The sequence below is a fragment of the Streptomyces sp. bgisy159 genome (assembly GCF_057707805.1).
This window is the reverse complement of sequence record NZ_JBYIQX010000028.1, coordinates 1-16,837: the sequence shown is the minus strand read 5'-3', so window position 1 is coordinate 16,837 and position 16,837 is coordinate 1. Positions and strand designations below refer to the sequence as shown.

At 72.9% G+C, this 16,837-nt stretch carries 14 protein-coding genes and 1 pseudogene; 6 read left to right on the top strand and 9 right to left on the bottom strand.

What is annotated here, in order from left to right; genetic code table 11:
- Nucleotides 1-58 precede the first annotated feature (58 nt).
- Nucleotides 59-1,474 carry a cation:dicarboxylate symporter family transporter gene (locus tag AC3ET3_RS24315; protein ID WP_432134192.1) on the top strand — a complete coding sequence of 472 codons (1,416 nt, stop codon included), beginning with the start codon at nucleotides 59-61 and terminating at the stop codon, nucleotides 1,472-1,474.
- 149 nt (nucleotides 1,475-1,623) lie between these two features.
- Here the strand turns inward: AC3ET3_RS24315 and AC3ET3_RS24310 are convergent, their stop codons facing one another.
- Nucleotides 1,624-2,241, bottom strand: coding sequence for a TetR/AcrR family transcriptional regulator (locus tag AC3ET3_RS24310; protein ID WP_432158722.1), 618 nt, complete (start codon nucleotides 2,239-2,241; stop codon nucleotides 1,624-1,626).
- A gap of 154 nt (nucleotides 2,242-2,395) precedes the next feature.
- Between AC3ET3_RS24310 and AC3ET3_RS24305 the strand changes: the two genes are divergently transcribed.
- Entirely contained in the window at nucleotides 2,396-4,246 is a 1,851-nt protein-coding gene (locus AC3ET3_RS24305) for an MFS transporter (RefSeq protein WP_435612879.1), read from the top strand.
- Between the two features lie 190 nt (nucleotides 4,247-4,436).
- Here AC3ET3_RS24305 and AC3ET3_RS24300 read toward each other — a convergent pair whose 3' ends face one another.
- On the bottom strand, nucleotides 4,437-5,348 hold the full coding sequence (locus AC3ET3_RS24300) for an aldo/keto reductase (protein ID WP_432134174.1): 912 nt from the start codon (nucleotides 5,346-5,348) through the stop codon (nucleotides 4,437-4,439).
- Nucleotides 5,349-5,350: 2 nt separating this feature from the next.
- Nucleotides 5,351-6,263, bottom strand: a pseudogene (locus tag AC3ET3_RS24295) (NAD-dependent epimerase/dehydratase family protein).
- Between the two features lie 45 nt (nucleotides 6,264-6,308).
- Here AC3ET3_RS24295 and AC3ET3_RS24290 point away from each other — a divergent pair.
- From AC3ET3_RS24290 to AC3ET3_RS24275, 4 genes are all read left to right on the top strand, one after another.
- Nucleotides 6,309-6,818 carry an Lrp/AsnC family transcriptional regulator gene (locus AC3ET3_RS24290; RefSeq protein WP_432134176.1) on the top strand — a complete coding sequence of 170 codons (510 nt, stop codon included), beginning with the start codon at nucleotides 6,309-6,311 and terminating at the stop codon, nucleotides 6,816-6,818.
- A 29-nt stretch (nucleotides 6,819-6,847) separates the two neighbouring features.
- Nucleotides 6,848-7,285, top strand: a complete 438-nt coding sequence (locus AC3ET3_RS24285) for a MerR family transcriptional regulator (RefSeq protein ID WP_432134177.1) — start codon at nucleotides 6,848-6,850, stop codon at nucleotides 7,283-7,285.
- Nucleotides 7,282-7,596, top strand: a complete 315-nt coding sequence (locus tag AC3ET3_RS24280; RefSeq protein ID WP_432158731.1) for a thioredoxin family protein — start codon at nucleotides 7,282-7,284, stop codon at nucleotides 7,594-7,596. Before AC3ET3_RS24285 ends, AC3ET3_RS24280 begins: the two co-directional genes overlap by 4 nt.
- Nucleotides 7,597-7,765: 169 nt before the next feature.
- Nucleotides 7,766-9,988, top strand: a complete 2,223-nt coding sequence (locus AC3ET3_RS24275) for a HelD family protein (RefSeq protein WP_435612878.1) — start codon at nucleotides 7,766-7,768, stop codon at nucleotides 9,986-9,988.
- 177 nt (nucleotides 9,989-10,165) lie between these two features.
- Here AC3ET3_RS24275 and AC3ET3_RS24270 read toward each other — a convergent pair whose 3' ends face one another.
- From AC3ET3_RS24270 to AC3ET3_RS24245, 6 genes are all read right to left on the bottom strand, one after another.
- Nucleotides 10,166-10,576, bottom strand: coding sequence for a hypothetical protein (locus AC3ET3_RS24270; protein WP_435612877.1), 411 nt, complete (start codon nucleotides 10,574-10,576; stop codon nucleotides 10,166-10,168).
- Nucleotides 10,577-10,612: 36 nt separating this feature from the next.
- Nucleotides 10,613-11,206, bottom strand: coding sequence for a hypothetical protein (locus AC3ET3_RS24265; protein ID WP_435612876.1), 594 nt, complete (start codon nucleotides 11,204-11,206; stop codon nucleotides 10,613-10,615).
- Nucleotides 11,110-12,210 carry a hypothetical protein gene (locus tag AC3ET3_RS24260; RefSeq protein ID WP_435612875.1) on the bottom strand — a complete coding sequence of 367 codons (1,101 nt, stop codon included), beginning with the start codon at nucleotides 12,208-12,210 and terminating at the stop codon, nucleotides 11,110-11,112. The genes AC3ET3_RS24265 and AC3ET3_RS24260 overlap by 97 nt, the downstream gene beginning before the upstream one ends.
- 61 nt (nucleotides 12,211-12,271) lie before the next feature.
- Entirely contained in the window at nucleotides 12,272-15,100 is a 2,829-nt protein-coding gene (gene glgB, locus AC3ET3_RS24255; protein WP_435612874.1) for a 1,4-alpha-glucan branching enzyme, read from the bottom strand.
- 34 nt (nucleotides 15,101-15,134) lie between these two features.
- Nucleotides 15,135-16,514: a maltokinase N-terminal cap-like domain-containing protein gene (locus AC3ET3_RS24250; RefSeq protein ID WP_432158729.1), complete on the bottom strand. Its 1,380-nt coding sequence runs from the start codon at nucleotides 16,512-16,514 to the stop codon at nucleotides 15,135-15,137.
- A 93-nt stretch (nucleotides 16,515-16,607) separates the two neighbouring features.
- Nucleotides 16,608-16,837, bottom strand: a 230-nt coding sequence (locus AC3ET3_RS24245) for an alpha-glucosidase C-terminal domain-containing protein (RefSeq protein WP_435612873.1), incomplete at its 5' end; no start/stop codon positions are given.

Below are 16,837 nucleotides of genomic sequence, written 5' to 3'. Positions count from 1 at the left end.
GACCGGCCCGCAGCGCCCCCGGCGGAGAGACACCCCGGACGTGAGCCGCACGCCGGTGATGCCGACGAAGACGTCAAGGAGGGCAGCCGTGGCCACCAGCAGCACCCCCGATACGGCACCTGCCGCACCCGCCGCCCGGCGGGACCGCACCCACTACCTCTACATAGCGGTGATCATCGCGGTCGCCGCCGGTATCGCGGTCGGCCTGGCCGCCCCCGATTTCGCGGTCGAGCTGAAGCCGCTGGGCAAGGGCTTCGTGAACCTGATCAAGATGATGATCTCGCCGATCATCTTCTGCACGATCGTGCTGGGCATCGGTTCGGTGCGCAAGGCGGCCAAGGTAGGTGCCGTCGGCGGCATCGCCCTCGGCTACTTCCTCGCCATGTCGTTCGTCGCCCTCGGTATCGGCCTGGTCGTCGGCAACATCCTGGAGCCGGGCTCCAGCCTGGCGGTCACCGACGCGGTCAAGGACGTCGGCCACGCGCAGGTCGACGCGGAGGCCAAGGACACCACCGAGTTCCTGCTCGGCATCATCCCCAAGACGATCGTCTCCGCCTTCACCGAGGGCGAGGTGCTGCAGACCCTGCTCGTCGCGCTGCTCGCCGGGTTCGCGCTGCAGGCCATGGGCAGCGCCGGGCAGCCGGTCCTGCGCGGGGTGGAGCACATCCAGCGGCTGGTCTTCCGGATCCTCGCCATGGTGATGTGGGCGGCGCCGATCGGTGCCTTCGGCGCCATCGCGGCCGTCACCGGCTCTGCCGGCGTGGACGCCCTGAAGAGCCTCGCCGTGCTGATGCTCGGCTTCTACGTCACCTGCTTCCTGTTCGTCTTCGTCGTCCTCGGCACGCTGCTGCGGATCGTCGCCGGGGTGAACGTCCTCACGCTGTTCAGGTACCTCGGCCGGGAGTTCCTGCTGATCCTGTCCACCTCCTCCTCGGAGTCGGCGCTGCCGCGCCTCATCGCGAAGATGGAGCACCTGGGTGTCAGCAAGCCCGTCGTGGGCATCACCGTCCCGACCGGCTACTCCTTCAACCTCGACGGCACCATGATCTACATGACCATGGCGTCGCTGTTCATCGCGGACGCCATGGGCGCGCCGATGTCGGTGGGCGAGCAGATCCCGCTGCTGCTGTTCCTGCTGGTCGCCTCGAAGGGGGCCGCCGGTGTCACCGGCGCGGGCCTGGCCACCCTGGCCGGCGGTCTGCAGTCGCACAAGCCCGCGCTGGTGGACGGCGTCGGCCTGATCGTCGGCATCGACCGCTTCATGAGCGAGGCGCGGGCGCTGACCAACTTCGCGGGCAACGCGGTGGCGACCGTCCTCATCGGCACCTGGACCAAGGAGATCGACAGGGAGCGGGTGGGGCTGGTGCTCGCCGGTGAACTGCCGTTCGACGAGACCACGCTGCTGGACGACGGGGCGGCGGAGGTCCCCGCCGAGGTGGCCGGGCCGGCGGAGAAGGAGCTGGCCAGGGCCTGACCCACACGCCGGACGTCCGGCCCCGCCTGAACCGGGGCCGGACGTCCGGTTCATGCCGTCCGGGCGTCGGTGCGCCGTCCGGGCGTCCGGCGGACACGGCGTCCGGGTGTCCGGCGGACGCGGAGTCCGGCGGATACGGCCTCCGGGTGTCAGGCGCTCACCCTCGCCACCAGGTCGGTGGCCTTCGAGGCGGGTACGCCCGCCGCGGTCAGTACGGTGACCGCGGCGGAGCGGCCCGCCTCGCGTGTGTCCAGCAGGCCGTCGTTCACGGCCTCCATCAGCGCGAACATGATCTGCTCGTGGACGTACGCCAGCGCCGGCGCGGGCAGCGGTGAGGCGAAGGCGCCCTCGTCGAGGCCGCGCTGCAGCAGCCGGACGCTGTTCGCCCGTACCGGTGTGAGCCGCTCGCGGATGCCCTGCACGGTGACGGTCCGCTGCGCGAGGGCCACCAGCAGCCGGTAGCGGTCGGCGATCTCCCAGACCGACAGCACCGAGCGGGCCACCGCCTCCGCCGGGTCCGCCACGCCCTCCCGCCCGGCGGCGTGCGCCCTCGCCAGCACCGCCACCGCCTCGTCGACCAGCGTGCCGATCAGCGCCTCGCGGCTCGGGAAGTGCCCGTACACCGTGCGCCGGACGACGCCCGCGGCCCGGGCGATCTGGTCCACGGACGCGTCGGGGTCGCGCAGCAGCTCGGCGAGGGCGACGTCGAGGATGCGGCGCCGGTTCACGTCGGCGCGGCTGGTGGGGCCGGTGGTCATGGCAGCCATTCTGCACGTCCTTCGTCATTCACCATTTGCACAGCGTTGTGCAACGGGCGTACATTGCACACTGTTGTGCATTTGCACGTCCGTGTGCAAGTCATGCGCGTCGTGCATCTCCCGTACGTCGAATCGCGCACGTCTGAGGAAGGCGATCCCTGCCATGCGACTCGTCATGAACCAACCGGTCGACAGGATGGAGCGGCCCTACCCCCGCCGCTGGTGGGCGCTGCTCGTCCTCTGCCTGAGCCTGCTGATCATCGTCATGGCCAACACGGCCCTGACCGTGGCCGCGCCCGACATGACCCAGGACCTCGGCCTGTCCAGCGCCGACCTGCAGTGGGTCATAGACGGCTACACCGTCCCGTACGCGGCACTGATGCTGCTGCTGGGCGCGATCGGCGACAAGTACAGCCGGCGCGGCGCGTTGGTGCTCGGCCTCGTGGTCTTCGCCGGCGGCGCCGTCTTCGGCTACCTCGCCGGCAGCGCGGGCCAGGTCATCGCGGCCCGCGCGGTGATGGGCGTCGGCGCGGCGCTGATCATGCCCGCCACCCTCTCCCTGCTCGCCGCGACCTTCCCGCGCGCCGAGCGCGCCAAGGCCATCGTGCTGTGGACCGCGACCGCCGGCCTCGCCATCGCCGCCGGTCCCCTGGTCGCCGGCGCGCTGCTGGAGAACCACGGCTGGTCCGCCACCTTCCTGATCAACGTGCCGGTCGCCGCGGTGGCCCTCGTCGGCGCCTTCGTCCTCGTCCCGCCGTCCAAGGCCGGGCACCACGACCGCGTGGACCTCGTCGGCGGCCTGCTGTCCGTGGTGTGGATCGGCGCGCTCGTCTACATGATCATCGAGGGGCCGCACTTCGGCTGGGGCCCCAAGGCGGTCACCGCGGCCGTCGTGGCGGGCGTCGGCCTGCTGGCCTTCGTCGGCTGGGAGCTGCGCCACCCGAACGCCGTCCTGGACGTGCGCCGCTTCGCCCACCGCGGCTTCGCCGGCGCCAACCTCGCCGTCGCCCTGTTCTTCCTCGCCGTGTTCGGCGCCTTCTACTACCTCACCCAGCACCTGCAGTTCGTCCTCGGCTACGACGCCCTGGACACCGGGCTGCGCATGCTGCCGCTGGCCGGCGCGGTCTTCGTCGGCTCCGCCCTCACCGGCTACCTCACCCCGAGGACCGGCATGAAGTGGACGGTCGGCGCGGGCATGGCCCTCGGTACGCTCGCGCTCGCCCTGCTCACCCGGGTCGACGCGGGGTCCGCGTACGGCGACTTCGTCGCTCCCCTGGTCATCCTCGGCGTGGCCATCGGCCTCGCGCTGTCCCCCTGCACCGACGCGATCATGGGCGCCTTCCCCGAGTCCGACCTGGGGGTCGGCGGCGCGGTGAACGACACCTCGCTGGAGCTGGGCGGCTCGCTCGGCATCGCGATCCTCGGCTCGCTGCTCGGCACGTCCTACTCCGACCACCTCGCGGACGCGGCCGACGGCGCCGGTCTGCCCGCCGCAACCCTGGCCACCGCCCAGGACTCGGTGGGCGCCGGCTACGAGGTCGCGCGGGGCGTGGGGGAGAAGGCGCAAGCGCTCGCGGCGCAGGCCGCGCAGGCCACCGACCCGCAGCAGGCGGCCGGGCTGAAGGCGCAGGCCGAGCAGCTGGCCCAGGGGGCGCGGCAGATGGCCGACGCGGTCGGCTCCTCCTTCGCGGACGCGGTCGCCCACACCAGCCTGGTGGGCGCGGTGATCCTCGGCGTCGGCACGGTGCTCGTGACGCTGCTGCTGCCGCGCAAGGGGGCGGGCGCCGTCGAGATCGGCGTCACCCGGTCCGAGTCCACCGAGGAGGGGGACGGCGGGACGGAGGGCGAGCAGTCCGAAGACCGGAAGTCCGAGGGCGGGAAGCCCGCGGACGAGCAGGCGCGGAGCGAGCACGCCCGGGGCGACGGCTCCGGGGGCGACGACTCCGGGGGCGAGGGGTCCCGGTCCCGGAAGGGCGGGCGCGGCAGGGCCGACAAGGAGTCGGCGCGCCGATGAGACCCGCGCGGGAGGCCGCCTGCACCGTTGGACGACCTCCCGCCGCAGCCTGGCCCGCCCGTTGGTGAGGCCGGGTCCGGTTCGCCCCGACGCGCGGCAGCGGCCTGTCAGGCCCGCCCGCCTGAGGGGCTCGGCCCCGCCGAGCGAGGAACCGGCCCGGCGCGGCGACCGCGGGGACGGGACGCGGCGGTCACAGCGGGTGCGCCCCCACCGCGGTGCGGACGCTCGCCCCGAGACGGGTCAGTTCCTCCCCGGTCAGTTCCAGGTCCGCCGCCCCTGCCGAATCCCTGATCGTCTGCGGGCGGCTTGCGCCCGGGATGGGGAGCACGGCCGGGGACCGCGCCAGCAGCCAGGCCAGGCACACCTGTTGCGGACTCACCCCGCGTTCCCGCGCCACCTCGTGGAACGCGGCGAACCGGGTCGCGCCCTCCGTCCGGGGCGGGCCGTCCAGGGAACTGCGGGAGATGCCGCCGAGGGGGCTCCAGGGCAGGAACGCCAGACCCAGGTCGGCGCACAGGCGCAGCTCGGGGTCGCTGTCCCGGACCGCCGGTGAGTACCGGTTCTGCACGGAGACCAGGCGGTCGCCGAGGATCGCGTGGGCCCGGCGGAGCTGGTCGGCGTTCACGTTGGACAGGCCCGCCGAGCGGATGGTGCCCGCGTCGAGGAGGTCGCGCAGTGCGCCCACGGACTCCTCGAAGGGGACGTCCGGGTCCGGCTTGTGGAGCTGGTAGAGGCCGATGGCCTCCACCCCCAGCCGCCTTCGGGACGCCTCGGCGGCCGCCTTCAGCCGGCGCGGGTCGCCGTTCACCGTCCAGCCGCCGTCGGGCGTGCGGCCGCGGCCGCCCTTGGTCGCCACCAGCACGCCGGACGTGTCCCCGCCGTAGGCGGCGAGCGCCCGAGCCACGAGCCGCTCGTTGTGGCCGGGCTCGCCGTCCGGGAGCGTGTAGGAGTCGGCCGTGTCCAGCAGGGTCACGCCCGCGTCGAGCGCCGCGTGCACGGTGGCGACCGCGCGGGCCTCGTCGGGGCGGCCCTCGATCGACAGTGGCATGGCGCCGAGTCCGACGGCACTCACGCGCAGCTCTCCCAGGGGGCGGTACCGCATGGTCAGACGTCCTTCCCGAGGGTTTCGGCCACGGCGTCCGGGAGCCAGCGCCGTACGTCGCCGAAGGTGAAGCCCAGCGCTGTCGCGCGGGAGTTGTCCATGCCGTAGGAGCGGTGGAAGGAGAACGGGGAGGTCTCTCCGGCACCGGCCTGACGGAACGTGGGCCGGCCGGTGCCGAGACGGGCGGCCACCGCCGCGCACAGGCCGGCCGTGTCCAGCAGCCCGTGCGAGGCCGCGTTGACGGGGCCGGTGAACCCCGCGCCGGCCGCCCAGAAGAGGAAGTCGGCGATCTCCTCCACATGGATGTAGGTGGCCGGGCGGTTGCCGGCCGGGACCGCGATCGGGTCGCCCGCGCGCAGTCGGTCCGCGTAGTGCCGCAGCCGACCGGTGAAGTCGTCGTGACCGCCCAGCACGTGGGCGACGCGGACGGCGACGTACGGCAGCCCGGTGCCGCCGGCCGCGAACACCGCCTCCGCCTGGCGCTTGCCCTCGCCGTAGTGGGCGGCGGCGAAGTCCGCGTCGTGCCAAGGAAGTGCCAGGTCGACGGCCACGGTCGAGGGGTCGACCGCGGACTCCGGGACCAGGGACGCCGAGTCCTGATGTTCGTACACCTCCACCGTCGAGGTCATCACGTAGCGGCGGGTGCGGCCGGTGAACAGACGGCGGGCGATGTCCGCCTGGCGGGGGGTGTAGCAGACCTGGTCGACGACGACGTCGAAGTCGCGGCCGGCCAGGGCGGCGGCCAGGGACGGCTCGTCGTCGCGGTCGGCGATCAGATGGCGGGCGGCGGCCGGGGGCGGCGACGAGCCGCGGTTGAGGACGGTGACCCGGTCCCCGGCGGGCCACCAGCCGGGTCCCGAAGTAGCGGCTGCCGCCGATGACCAGTACGTCTCGTGCCTCTCGCGCCGTATGCATGATCATAATTCTCCCGGCCCGCCACCACGTCCTGAAAGGGAAGACATGGGAGATCCGGCGTCCGCACCGAAAGAACCACGGCATTCGCGCGCCGGCGCCGACGGAACCTCGGTCGCCCTCGACGAGCTGGACCGGCAGATCCTGCGGCTGCTCCAGACCGACGGGCGGATCAAGTTCAGCGAGCTGGGGCGCCGGGTGCGGCTCAGCCCGGCCGCGGTCACCGAGCGGGTGCGCCGACTGGAGGCGGCCGGGGTGATCAGCGGGTACGGCGCCCATGTCGTGCCGGCCCGGCTGGGGTACGGGATCCAGGCGTTCATCCGGGTCGATCCGCACGGCGGCTACAACCTCAGGCACCCGCGGACGCTGGAGCTCATCCGGCGGCCGGAGATCGTCGAGGTGCACCATGTGGTCGGCGAGGACTGCTGGATCCTGAAGACCGCGGTCAAGGACACCGTCCACCTGGAGGAGGTCCTGGAGGAGGTGTCGGCCCTCGGGCGCACCACGACGTCGATCGTGCTGACCTCTCCGGTGCCCCGCAAACCGCTGTTGCCTTGACGTCGGCGTCAGGGCTTACGTTCGGACGCATGCGAATCGGCGAACTGGCCGCACGGGCCGGGACCACGACACGAGCGCTGCGGTACTACGAGTCGCGGGGACTGCTGCCCGCGCGCCGCGACGAGCTGGGGCACCGCTGCTACGACGAGACGGACCTGCGCCTGCTGGAGCAGATCCGGACGCTGCGGGACTTCGGGTTCGAGCTGGAGGAGACCCGCCCGTTCGTGGAGTGCCTGCGGGCCGGACACCCCGAGGGCGACACCTGTCCGGCCTCGCTCGCGGTGTACCGCAGGAAGCTGGCCGAGCTGGACGCGCTCGTCGCGGAGCTCGCAGCGGTGCGGGCGAAGGTCGCGGACCAGCTGGCCCGTGCCGAGCGGGTAAGGGACGAGCTGGCCGCCGAGGCGCTGGTTCCGGGGGGTCCGGAACCCGGGTGCGAGATGGGAGGGCCGCCATGGCGACGGAGCTGACCGAGGTGACGGACACGGATTTCGAGGCCGAGGTGATCGGCTCGGAGCTGCCGGTGCTGGTGGAGTTCACCGCCGACTGGTGCCCGCCGTGCCGGCAGATGGCGCCGGTACTCAAGGCCGTCGCCGCCGAGGAGGGGGAGCGGCTGAAGGTGGTGCAGCTGAACGTGGACCGCAATCCGGCGACCACCAACGCCTACAAGGTGCTCTCGATGCCGACCTTCATCGTCTTCCGCTCCGGTGAACCGGTGCGGTCGATGGTCGGGTCCAGGCCCAGGCGACGGCTGCTGGAGGAACTCGCCGACGTGCTGTGACATGGCGTCCGAGACAAAGAAAACCCCCGGGCAATTGCGCCCGGGGGTTTTCCTCGCGTATATTCGCTGATTCGTGACTTCATGGAATTCGAGTCACGGAGAAGCTTACTGAGCACAGTATATCGGCCCGGGAGTGGAATTGTCAAACGGCGATTTTCAAGACGGTGAAATGCGCGCCGAGCAGGAATTCATCGACGGCATCTACGCGCGCGTCGACGCCCTGCGCGGCGAGACCGAGAACTCCGTCTCCGACGCCCTCGCCCAGGGCGACAAGCCGATGCAGGCCCGACTGGAGCGCGACATCCTGGTCGCCGAGCGGTCCGGACTGCTCGCCGCGCTGAACGCGGTCGACGGCTCGCTGTGCTTCGGCCGGATCGACCTCGCCTCCGGCGCCGCGCACCACATCGGCCGTATCGGACTGCGCCGGGACGACCCCGAGCGCACCCCGGTCCTCATCGACTGGCGGGCCGACGTCGCCCGCCCCTTCTACCTGGCCACCGGCCACACCCCGATGGGGCTGCGCCGCCGTCGGCACATCACCACCGAGGGCCGCACCGTCACCGCCCTGCACGACGAGATCCTCGACCTGGGCGACCGGGAGCGCACCGGCCACGAGGACCCCACCGGAGACGCCGTGCTGCTCGCCGCGCTCAACTCCGCCCGCACCGGCCGCATGAGCGACATCGTGCAGACCATCCAGGCCGAGCAGGACCGCATCATCCGGGCGCCCCACCGCGGTGTGCTGGTCGTCGAGGGCGGCCCCGGCACCGGAAAGACGGCGGTCGCGCTGCACCGCGCCGCCTACCTCCTCTACGAGCACCGCGAACTGCTCGCCCGGCGCGCCGTCCTCATCGTCGGCCCCAACCCCGCCTTCCTCGGCTACATCGGCGAGGTGCTGCCCTCCCTCGGCGAGACCGGTGTGCTGCTGTCCACGGTCGGCGAGCTCTACCCGGGCGTGAAGGCGACGGCGACGGACTCGCCCGCGGCGGCCGCGGTCAAGGGCCGGGCCGACATGGCCGAGGTGCTGGCCGCCGTCGTACGCGACCGGCAGACGCTGCCCGACCCGGTGATCGCCATCGAGCACGACCGCGAGGTGCTGATGCTCGACGACGATCTGGTGAACGTCGCCCGGGAGCGCACCCGGGCCGCCAAGCTCCCGCACAACGCGGCGCGCGAGTACTTCGAGGGCCACATCCTCAACACCCTCACCGAGCTGTACGCCGAGCGCGTCGGCACCGACCCCTATGACGGCTCCAGCCTGCTCGACGCCGCCGACATCACCCAGATCCGCGACGAGATCGCCGAGAACCCCGAGGTCTGGGCCGCCATCGACCGCCTGTGGCCGGTGCTCACCCCGCAACGCCTGGTCGCCGACTTCCTCGCCGCGCCCGAGGACCACCTCGACGCGGCCGACGCGGACGCCGTGCGCCGCCCGGTGACCCGCGCCTGGACGGTGGCCGACGTCCCGCTCCTCGACGAGGCCGCCGAACTCCTCGGCGAGGACGAACGGGCGGCCCGCGCCCGCGCCGACCGCGAGCGGGAGACCCAGGTCGCGTACGCGCAGGGGGTGCTCGACGTGTCGTACGCCTCCAGGACCTACGAGTTCGAGGACAAGGACGACGAGGACTCGGAGGTGCTGTCCGCGCACGACATCATCGACGCCGAGCGGTTCGCCGAACGGCAGGTGGAGGCCGACCACCGCAGCGCCGCCGAGCGGGCCGCCGCCGACCGCACCTGGGCGTTCGGGCACATCATCGTCGACGAGGCGCAGGAGCTGTCCCCGATGGCCTGGCGGCTGCTGATGCGGCGCTGCCCGACCCGTTCCATGACCCTGGTCGGCGACCCCGCGCAGACCGCGGAGGAGGCCGGCGTCGGCTCCTGGCGGGACATCCTGGAGCCCTACGTCGAGGACCGCTGGGAACACACCCGCCTCGGCGTCAACTACCGCACCCCCGCCGAGATCATGGACGTCGCGGCGGCGGTCGTACGGGCCGAGCACCCCGGCTTCCAACCGCCCGGCTCGGTCCGCTCCACCGGCGTACGGCCCTGGGCCCGCGCCACCGACGACCTGCCCGGCGCGGTCGCCGAGGCCGTCGCCGAGCTGACCCCCGCCGAGGGCCGGCTCGCGGTGATCGCGCCGCGCCCGCTGCACCGCGCCCTCGCCGCCCGGCTGGACGGGGTCACGGCGGGCGGCGAGCCGGACCTCACCCGCTCGGTGGTGCTGCTGGACCCCCGCCAGTCCAAGGGGCTGGAGTTCGACTCGGTGCTCGTGGTGGAGCCCGCCGCCTACGGGACCAGCGACCTGTACGTGGCCCTGACCCGCGCCACCCAAAGGCTCGGCGTCGTCCACTGTGAGGGACTGCCGGCGGCACTGGCCGGGCGGCTCGGATGAGAAAGGGGCCGCTGCCCGTCCGGTCGACGGGCAGCGGCCCCGCGGTGGCGGCCGTGCCGCTCAGTCGCCGCCCGCGGACGTCGACGTCATGTACACGGTCTGCCGGTCGGTGCCCGAGGGCACCAGGAGGACGCTGAACTCGGCCCCGGCCGGCGTGCCGAAGTCCGGGTAGCGGTCTTACGTCCTCCTCGGGTCGAGCTTCAGGCCGAACTTCTCCACGGCCTCGTCGGGGAACGGCGGCGCGGTCGGCGACAGCACCTGCTCGCCGTCGACGGTGAAGCCGGGTTCGTCCGGCCAGTGGCGCGGATGCGCGAGATCCACACCGTGGGCGGTGAGATAGCTCTCGACGCACGCCGTGGGCGCCTCGAAGCGCAGGTACAGATGCCTGCCCCACTCCTTGGACCGCCCGGTGTACCGCAGGTCCGCCACCTCGCACGAGGGCAGAGTGAGCCGGAAGCTGTCGAGCACCGGGTCGAGGTCCTCGTACGTGCCCGGGTAGGCACGCGGGTCCGAGACCTCGAACGCGCACCCGGTCAGGGTGAGCGCCAGCGCCGCTCCCACGGCGGCGGCGGTGAGCCGTGTCCGCATGTGTCCTCCTGCGGGACCTCCCGCGTGTTGCGTCGCCTACGGGACGTCGACGTCGATGGTCTGGCTGCCCTGGATCACGAAGTTCCGCGCCAGACCGTACGACGGTGCCACGGACAGCGGTGCCAGCGGGATGTCGATGCCCTTGAACTCGGCGGTCTCGAACAGGTCGAAGTTGTAGTCCTTGAAGACGTCGACCCGGGCCGTGCCCGACAGATGGACCCCGTTCTCCGTGATCGTGCCCAGCAACTGCCCGGTCACGCGGTAGTTCAGACCCCGGTACGCGTAGTACAGGTCACCGGACGTGAACTGGTGGGTGATCCACTTCGAGTCCAGCCGGATCACGCACTGCGCGCCCACCGGGCCCTGGCACTGCTCGGCCGCGGCCGTCGCGTAGCTCTTGAGGCTGTCGTCCAGGTCGGTGTTCCAGCCGGCGTCACCGAAGATCATCCCCATCTGCTTCTGGTTCAGCTCGTAGGTGCCGCCCTCCTTGCCGAGCCAGTACTTGTACAGCTCGCAGGAGAGCGGACCGGCCTTCAGGCAGGCGATCCCCATCGCCCCGGCCTGGGCGGCCCGTACGGCGTCGTCGTCGATGGCGAGCAGCTTGTAGATGTCCGTGGCGAGGCCGTCCATGTACGGCGGCTGCTTGTCCGCGTCGATGGGCGGGCTGTCCTTGCCGTCTGGATCGTTGATGTCGTAGCCCGCCGAGTTCTTCGCCTCCTGTTCGCGCAGCTCCAGGTAGGTGATGATCGCCTGGAGCGCGGACTCGGCGGAGGCACCGCTCGCGTACGAGGCGGCCTTGGTCGCCGAAGCGCGGGCGTAGGCGGCGGACCGGGTGGCCTGCCGGGCCGCGGTCGCCGCGGTGTCGGCGGCGCTGCGGGCCTGCGCGGCGGAGGCCGCGGCCTGCTGGCGTAGCCCTCGGCCTCCTGGGCGGACGCGTCCGCCTGGGCGGCGTAGTCCAGGGCGTCCTGCGCCGCGTCGCGGGCCTTGGCGGCCTCCTCGGCGGCCCGGGCGGCGTCCTCCATGGCCCGCGCGGCCACCTGGGCGGCGTCGGCGATGACCCGGCGGACCCCGGCGACGTGCGTCGCCGTGTCGTGGTCCCGCTTGGCCGCCCGGTACCGGCCCTCGGCCACGAAGTCGCGCAGCAGCGCGTCCGGGCCGGCCAGGGCGACCTCGGCGGCCGCCTTGACCTCGGCCCCGCCGTCGTTCAGCAGGGTGAGCGCGGTCTCCCGGTCGTCCTCGGCGCGGGCGGTGTGCTGGCCCGTCTCGATGAACTCGTTCAGCACGACGGCGGAGCCGTCCGCGAGGGCCGCGTCGGCGTCCCGCTTCACGGCGGTGCCGCCCGCGTCGGAGATCTTCAGCCACTCCGGCCGCAGGCCGAGCCGCCGCATCAGGGGCTCGACCGACCGGCGCAGCGCCCGACCGGGCGTCGGCGCCGGAGCGCACGGCAGCACCACGAGCAGCTCGCCGAGGAAACCCCGGCGCAGTCCGGCCGGGTCCGCTGCCTCGAACCACACGGCCCTCGGCGCCAGCTCGCCCACGAGCGGCCTGCAGGCGGCCATGGCGGCGTCGGCGGTCCCGGCGTCCCGGAGGTTCAGCGCGACGCGGACGACGACGTCGGTCGGGGCGAACAGCATCGGTAAGTCACATGGCCTTCCTTCGAGATGCTGTCGTGAGACCAGCCGGGCGGGCCGCGCCTCAGGCCGGCCGCAGCCACACCGTGGCCAGCGGTGGCAGGGTCAGCCGGACGGAGCCCGGGCGGCCGTGCCAGGGGTGCGCCTCGGCCTTGACCGGGTGGGGGTTGCGGACGTCGCCGCCGCCGTAGCGGGCCGCGTCGGTGTTCAGCACCTCGTGCCAGGCGGCGGCGTCGTCGGGCACGCCGAGCCGGTAGTCCTGCCGGACGACCGGGGAGAGGTTGCTCACCGCCAGCAGCGGGGCGCCTTCCCGGTCGCGGCGCAGGAACGCGAACACGTTGTCCTCGGCCGCGTCGCCCACGATCCACTCGAAGCCGGCCGGATCGGTGTCCAGCTGCCACAGCGCCGGAGTGGCGACGTAGACGTGGTTGAGGTCGCGGACCAGGTCCCGCACCCCGCGGTGGTCGTCCGCCGCGCCGTACGCCGGGTCCAGCAGCCACCAGTCCGGGCCGTGTGCCTCGGACCACTCGGCACCCTGCGCGAACTCCTGCCCCATGAACAGCAGTTGCTTGCCCGGGTGGGACCACATGAAGCCGAGGTAGGCGCGGTGGTTGGCGCGCTGCTGCCACCAGTCGCCGGGCATCTTCGACACCAGCGAGCCCTTGCCGTGCACCACCTCGTCGTGGGAGATCGGCAGCACGTAGTTCTCGCTGTAGGCGTACACCATCGAGAAGGTCATCTCGTGGTGGTGGTACTTGCGGTGGACCGGCTCGTGGCTCATGTACTGCAGCGAGTCGTGCATCCAGCCCATGTTCCACTTCAGGCCGAAGCCCAGCCCCCCGAAGCCGCTCGGGCCCCGGTGGTGCGTGGCCCGGGTGACCCCGTCCCACGCCGTGGACTCCTCGGCGACGGTCACCACGCCCGGGTTGCGGCGGTACACCGTCGCGTTCATCTCCTGCAGGAACGCCACCGCGTCCAGGTTCTCCCGCCCGCCGTGCTCGTTGGGGACCCACTGGCCCGGCTCGCGCGAGTAGTCGAGGTAGAGCATGGAGGCGACCGCGTCGACCCGCAGCCCGTCGATGTGGAACTCCTCGCACCAGTACACCGCGTTGGCGACCAGGAAGTTGCGCACCTCGCGCCGCCCGAAGTCGAACTCCAGGGTGCCCCAGTCCGGGTGGGCGGCCCGCAGCGGATCGGTGTGCTCGTACAGCGGGCGCCCGTCGAACTCCGCCAGCGCCCAGTCGTCGCGCGGGAAGTGCGCCGGCACCCAGTCCATCAGCACGCCGATGCCCGCCTGGTGCAGGCGGTCCACCAGGTACCGGAAGTCGTCCGGGCCGCCCAGCCGGGCCGTCGGCGCGTAGAAGCCGGTGACCTGGTAGCCCCACGACCCGCCGAAGGGATGCTCGGCCACCGGCATCAGCTCGACGTGGGTGAAACCCAGGTCCTTGACGTAGGCGGGCAACTGCTCGGCGAGCTGGCGGTACGTCAGCCCGGGCCGCCACGACGCCAGATGCACCTCGTACACGGAGAACGGTGCCTGGTGGGCCGGGGCGTCGGCGCGCCGGGCCAGCCACTCCTCGTCGCCCCACTCGTAGTCCGAGGCGGTCACCACCGACGACGTGGCCGGCGGCACCTCGGTGCGGCGGGCCAGCGGGTCGGCGCGCAGGGTGTGCGAGCCGTCGGGCCGGGTGATGTCGAACTTGTACAGCTCGCCCTCGCCGATGCCCGGCACGAACAGCTCCCAGACCCCGGAGGAGCCCAGCGAGCGCATCGGGTAGGCGGTGCCGTCCCAGAGGTTGAAGGTGCCGGCCAGCCGCACACCGAGCGCGTTCGGCGCCCACACCGAGAAGCGGGTGCCGGTGACGCCCTGGTGGGTGGTGACATGGGCGCCGAGCACGGTCCACAGCTGTTCGTGCCGGCCCTCGCCGATCAGGTGCAGGTCGAACTCGCCGAGGGTGGGCAGGAAGCGGTAGGCGTCCTCGATCTCCAGGACCGCGTCCTCGTAGGCGACCAGGAGGCGGTAGGAGGGGACCTCGCGCAGGGGGAGCAGGCCGGAGAAGAAGCCGTCCCCGTCGTCGTGCAGCTCGGCGCGCAGCTCGCCGCAGAGCAGGGTGACGGAGTGGGCGTACGGACGCAGCACGCGGAAGACGATCCCGCCGGACACCGGGTGGGCGCCGAGCACGGAGTGCGGCTCGTGGTGCGTGCCGGAGAGCAGCCGCTCGCGGTCGGCGGCGGACAGCGCGGGGGAGACGGTGATGGTCAGGGGGGTGGCGGGGGTGGGCTCCATGGGTTCCACCGGGGGCTTCTCGACGGGCGGTTCGTTCCGGGCGGGCGCCGCCTGGTCGGCCGGCGCCGTTCCGGCGGGCACCTGGTGAACCGGTGCCGTCCGGGCGGGCGCCTTCTGGGCCGGTGTCCTCCGGGCCGGTGTCCTGCCGGCGGGCGGCGCCCCGGCGGGGGCGGCCTTCTGGGCGGGCACGGTCCGGGCGGCGGGGGCCTTGGCCGGGGTGGCCTCGGCCGCGGGGGAGGACGCTGCGGCCTTCTTCGTGGCCGCCTTCTTCACCGCGGTCTTCGCGGCGGTCTTCGTCGCGGACTTCACGACGGTTTTCGCGGCGGTGGTCTTCTTCGCGGCCGGCTTCTTGGCCGGCGCCTTGGTGGCGGCGGCTTTCTTGGCCGTGGTCCTGCCGGCGGTCGTCTTCTTCGCGGCGGCCTTCTTCGCCGCCGTCGTCTTCTGGGCACCCGCCGTCTTCTCGGCAGCCGCGGTCTTCTTGGCAGCCGCGGTCGTCTTCTTCGCAGCCGCCGCCTTCTCGGCAGTCGTCGTCTTCTTCGCCGCGGCTTTCTTCGCCACCGACTTCTTCTTCGGGTTCGGGTCGCTGGACGACGGGCTGGCAGTCACGGACGGGGCCTCCTGGGCGGCGATGAGGGGGACGTCAGGACGGGTCGGGTGAGGCGAGCCGCCGTATCGCCGACAGCGGTACGGGCAGCCAGTCGGGACGGTGCCGGGCCTCGTAGACGACCTCATAGACCGCTTTGTCCGTCTCGTAGGCCCGCAACAGCACCGGATCGGTGCGCGGGTCGGTGCCGGAGACCTCCGCGTAGCCGGAGCAGTACGCGGCCCGGCAGGCGGACGCCCAGTCCGGCACCGGGGGGTCGGCCGAGTACGCAGCGTAGTCGAAGGAACGCAGCATGCCCGCCACATCCCGCTCGATCGGCTGAGGCATCCGCCGCTCGGCCAGCGGCCGGGCCGGCTCCCCCTCGAAGTCGATCAGCGTCCACTCCCCGGAGGGCGACCGCAGGCACTGCCCCAGGTGCAGATCGCCGTGGGCCCGCTGGGCGGTCCAGGTCCGGCCCTCGCCGGCGAGGTCGGCCAGCGCCGTGTACGCGGTGCGCAGGGCGGGCGCGTAGGGGCGCAGCGCGGGCACCGCCTGGGCGGCGGCTTCCAGCCGCTCGGTCATGCCGTCGACCAGCGGCCCCAGCTGCGCGTGCCCGAGCGTGACCGTGGGCAGCGCGCGGGCCAGCGCGGTGTGCACCTCGGCGGTGGCCCGGCCGAGCGAGCGAGCCTCCTCGGCGAAGTCCTCGCCCTTGGCCAGCTCCCGCAGCGCCAGCTCCCAGCCGTCCACCGCGCCGCGCATATATGGCTGCAGCACGCCGAGGACGTACGCCTCCCCGCCCAGCTCGGCCCGCAGCCAGGCCGTCGGCGGCGGCACCCGGGTGCAGCCCTCCCGGGCCAGCGCCAGCGGAAGCTCCAGATCCGGATTGATCCCGGGCACCACTCGGCGGAACAGCTTCAGAATGAACGTATCTCCATAGACGACCGACGAGTTCGACTGCTCGGCGGTCCCCAGGCGCGGCACCAGCCCCGGCCGGATCTCCTGCGCCGGATCCCGCTCGCAGCGCAGCGCCCCGATCCGGGCTCCGGTGCGCAGCGCCTCCAGCAGCAGACCGGCCGGGCGGGCGTCGTACAGGGCGTCGTACAGGGTGCGCCCGGCGAGCGGGCCGGTCGTCGCGTGGCCGATCAGGGCGGGGGCCAGCCGGGGCGGCAGCGCCTCGCGGGCGCCCACGAACAACTGGTAGCAGTCGCCCGGGGCGGCTCCCTCGTGGGTGCGCACCAGCACGTGGTGCAGGCCCAGCTCGCCTCCGGCGGGCAGCAGGTCGGTGGCCGCGACCGGCGAGAACCCGGTGACCGGCCGTCCCTTGCCGGCGAACCACCGCTGCCGGGGCAGCCAGTCCCGCAGCAGGGGTTCCAGCGACGTGAGGAGGCCGGGGCTCGTGGTGGTCGTGCCGGCGCGGGTGGTGACCGTTTCCGCCATGGCGTCACGTCCTTTCCCCGAAGGGTCGGGGGTGCTACTGATGCGTGCCCCGGGTGGGCCGACGGAAACCGGCCCGCCCGGGGTTGGGCCGGGCTACGCCACGTCGTCGCGCAGCCGGAACCAGTAGAAGCCGTGACCCGCGAGGGTGAGCAGGTACGGCAGTTCGCCCACGGCCGGGAACCGCACCCCGCCGAACAGCTCCACCGGGTGGCGGCCGGCGAAGCGGCGCAGGTCCAGCTCGGTGGGCTGCGCGAAGCGGGAGAAGTTGTGCACGCACAGCACCAGGTCGTCCTCGAACTCGCGCAGGAAGGCGAGGACGGCCC

What these genes read in the sequence shown, in the direction of transcription:
- AC3ET3_RS24300 (WP_432134174.1), bottom strand. Translation starts at nt 5,348, where the DNA reads ATGCGGTACCGCCCCCTGGGAGAGCTGCGCGTGAGTGCCGTCGGACTC.
- AC3ET3_RS24315 (WP_432134192.1), top strand. Translation starts at nt 59, where the DNA reads ATGCCGACGAAGACGTCAAGGAGGGCAGCCGTGGCCACCAGCAGCACC.
- AC3ET3_RS24305 (WP_435612879.1), top strand. Translation starts at nt 2,396, where the DNA reads ATGCGACTCGTCATGAACCAACCGGTCGACAGGATGGAGCGGCCCTAC.
- AC3ET3_RS24270 (WP_435612877.1), bottom strand. Translation starts at nt 10,576, where the DNA reads ATGCGGACACGGCTCACCGCCGCCGCCGTGGGAGCGGCGCTGGCGCTC.
- AC3ET3_RS24275 (WP_435612878.1), top strand. Translation starts at nt 7,766, where the DNA reads ATGCGCGCCGAGCAGGAATTCATCGACGGCATCTACGCGCGCGTCGAC.
- AC3ET3_RS24290 (WP_432134176.1), top strand. Translation starts at nt 6,309, where the DNA reads ATGGGAGATCCGGCGTCCGCACCGAAAGAACCACGGCATTCGCGCGCC.
- AC3ET3_RS24265 (WP_435612876.1), bottom strand. Translation starts at nt 11,206, where the DNA reads ATGGACGGCCTCGCCACGGACATCTACAAGCTGCTCGCCATCGACGAC.
- AC3ET3_RS24250 (WP_432158729.1), bottom strand. Translation starts at nt 16,514, where the DNA reads ATGGCGGAAACGGTCACCACCCGCGCCGGCACGACCACCACGAGCCCC.
- AC3ET3_RS24260 (WP_435612875.1), bottom strand. Translation starts at nt 12,210, where the DNA reads ATGCTGTTCGCCCCGACCGACGTCGTCGTCCGCGTCGCGCTGAACCTC.
- AC3ET3_RS24310 (WP_432158722.1), bottom strand. Translation starts at nt 2,241, where the DNA reads ATGGCTGCCATGACCACCGGCCCCACCAGCCGCGCCGACGTGAACCGG.
- AC3ET3_RS24285 (WP_432134177.1), top strand. Translation starts at nt 6,848, where the DNA reads ATGCGAATCGGCGAACTGGCCGCACGGGCCGGGACCACGACACGAGCG.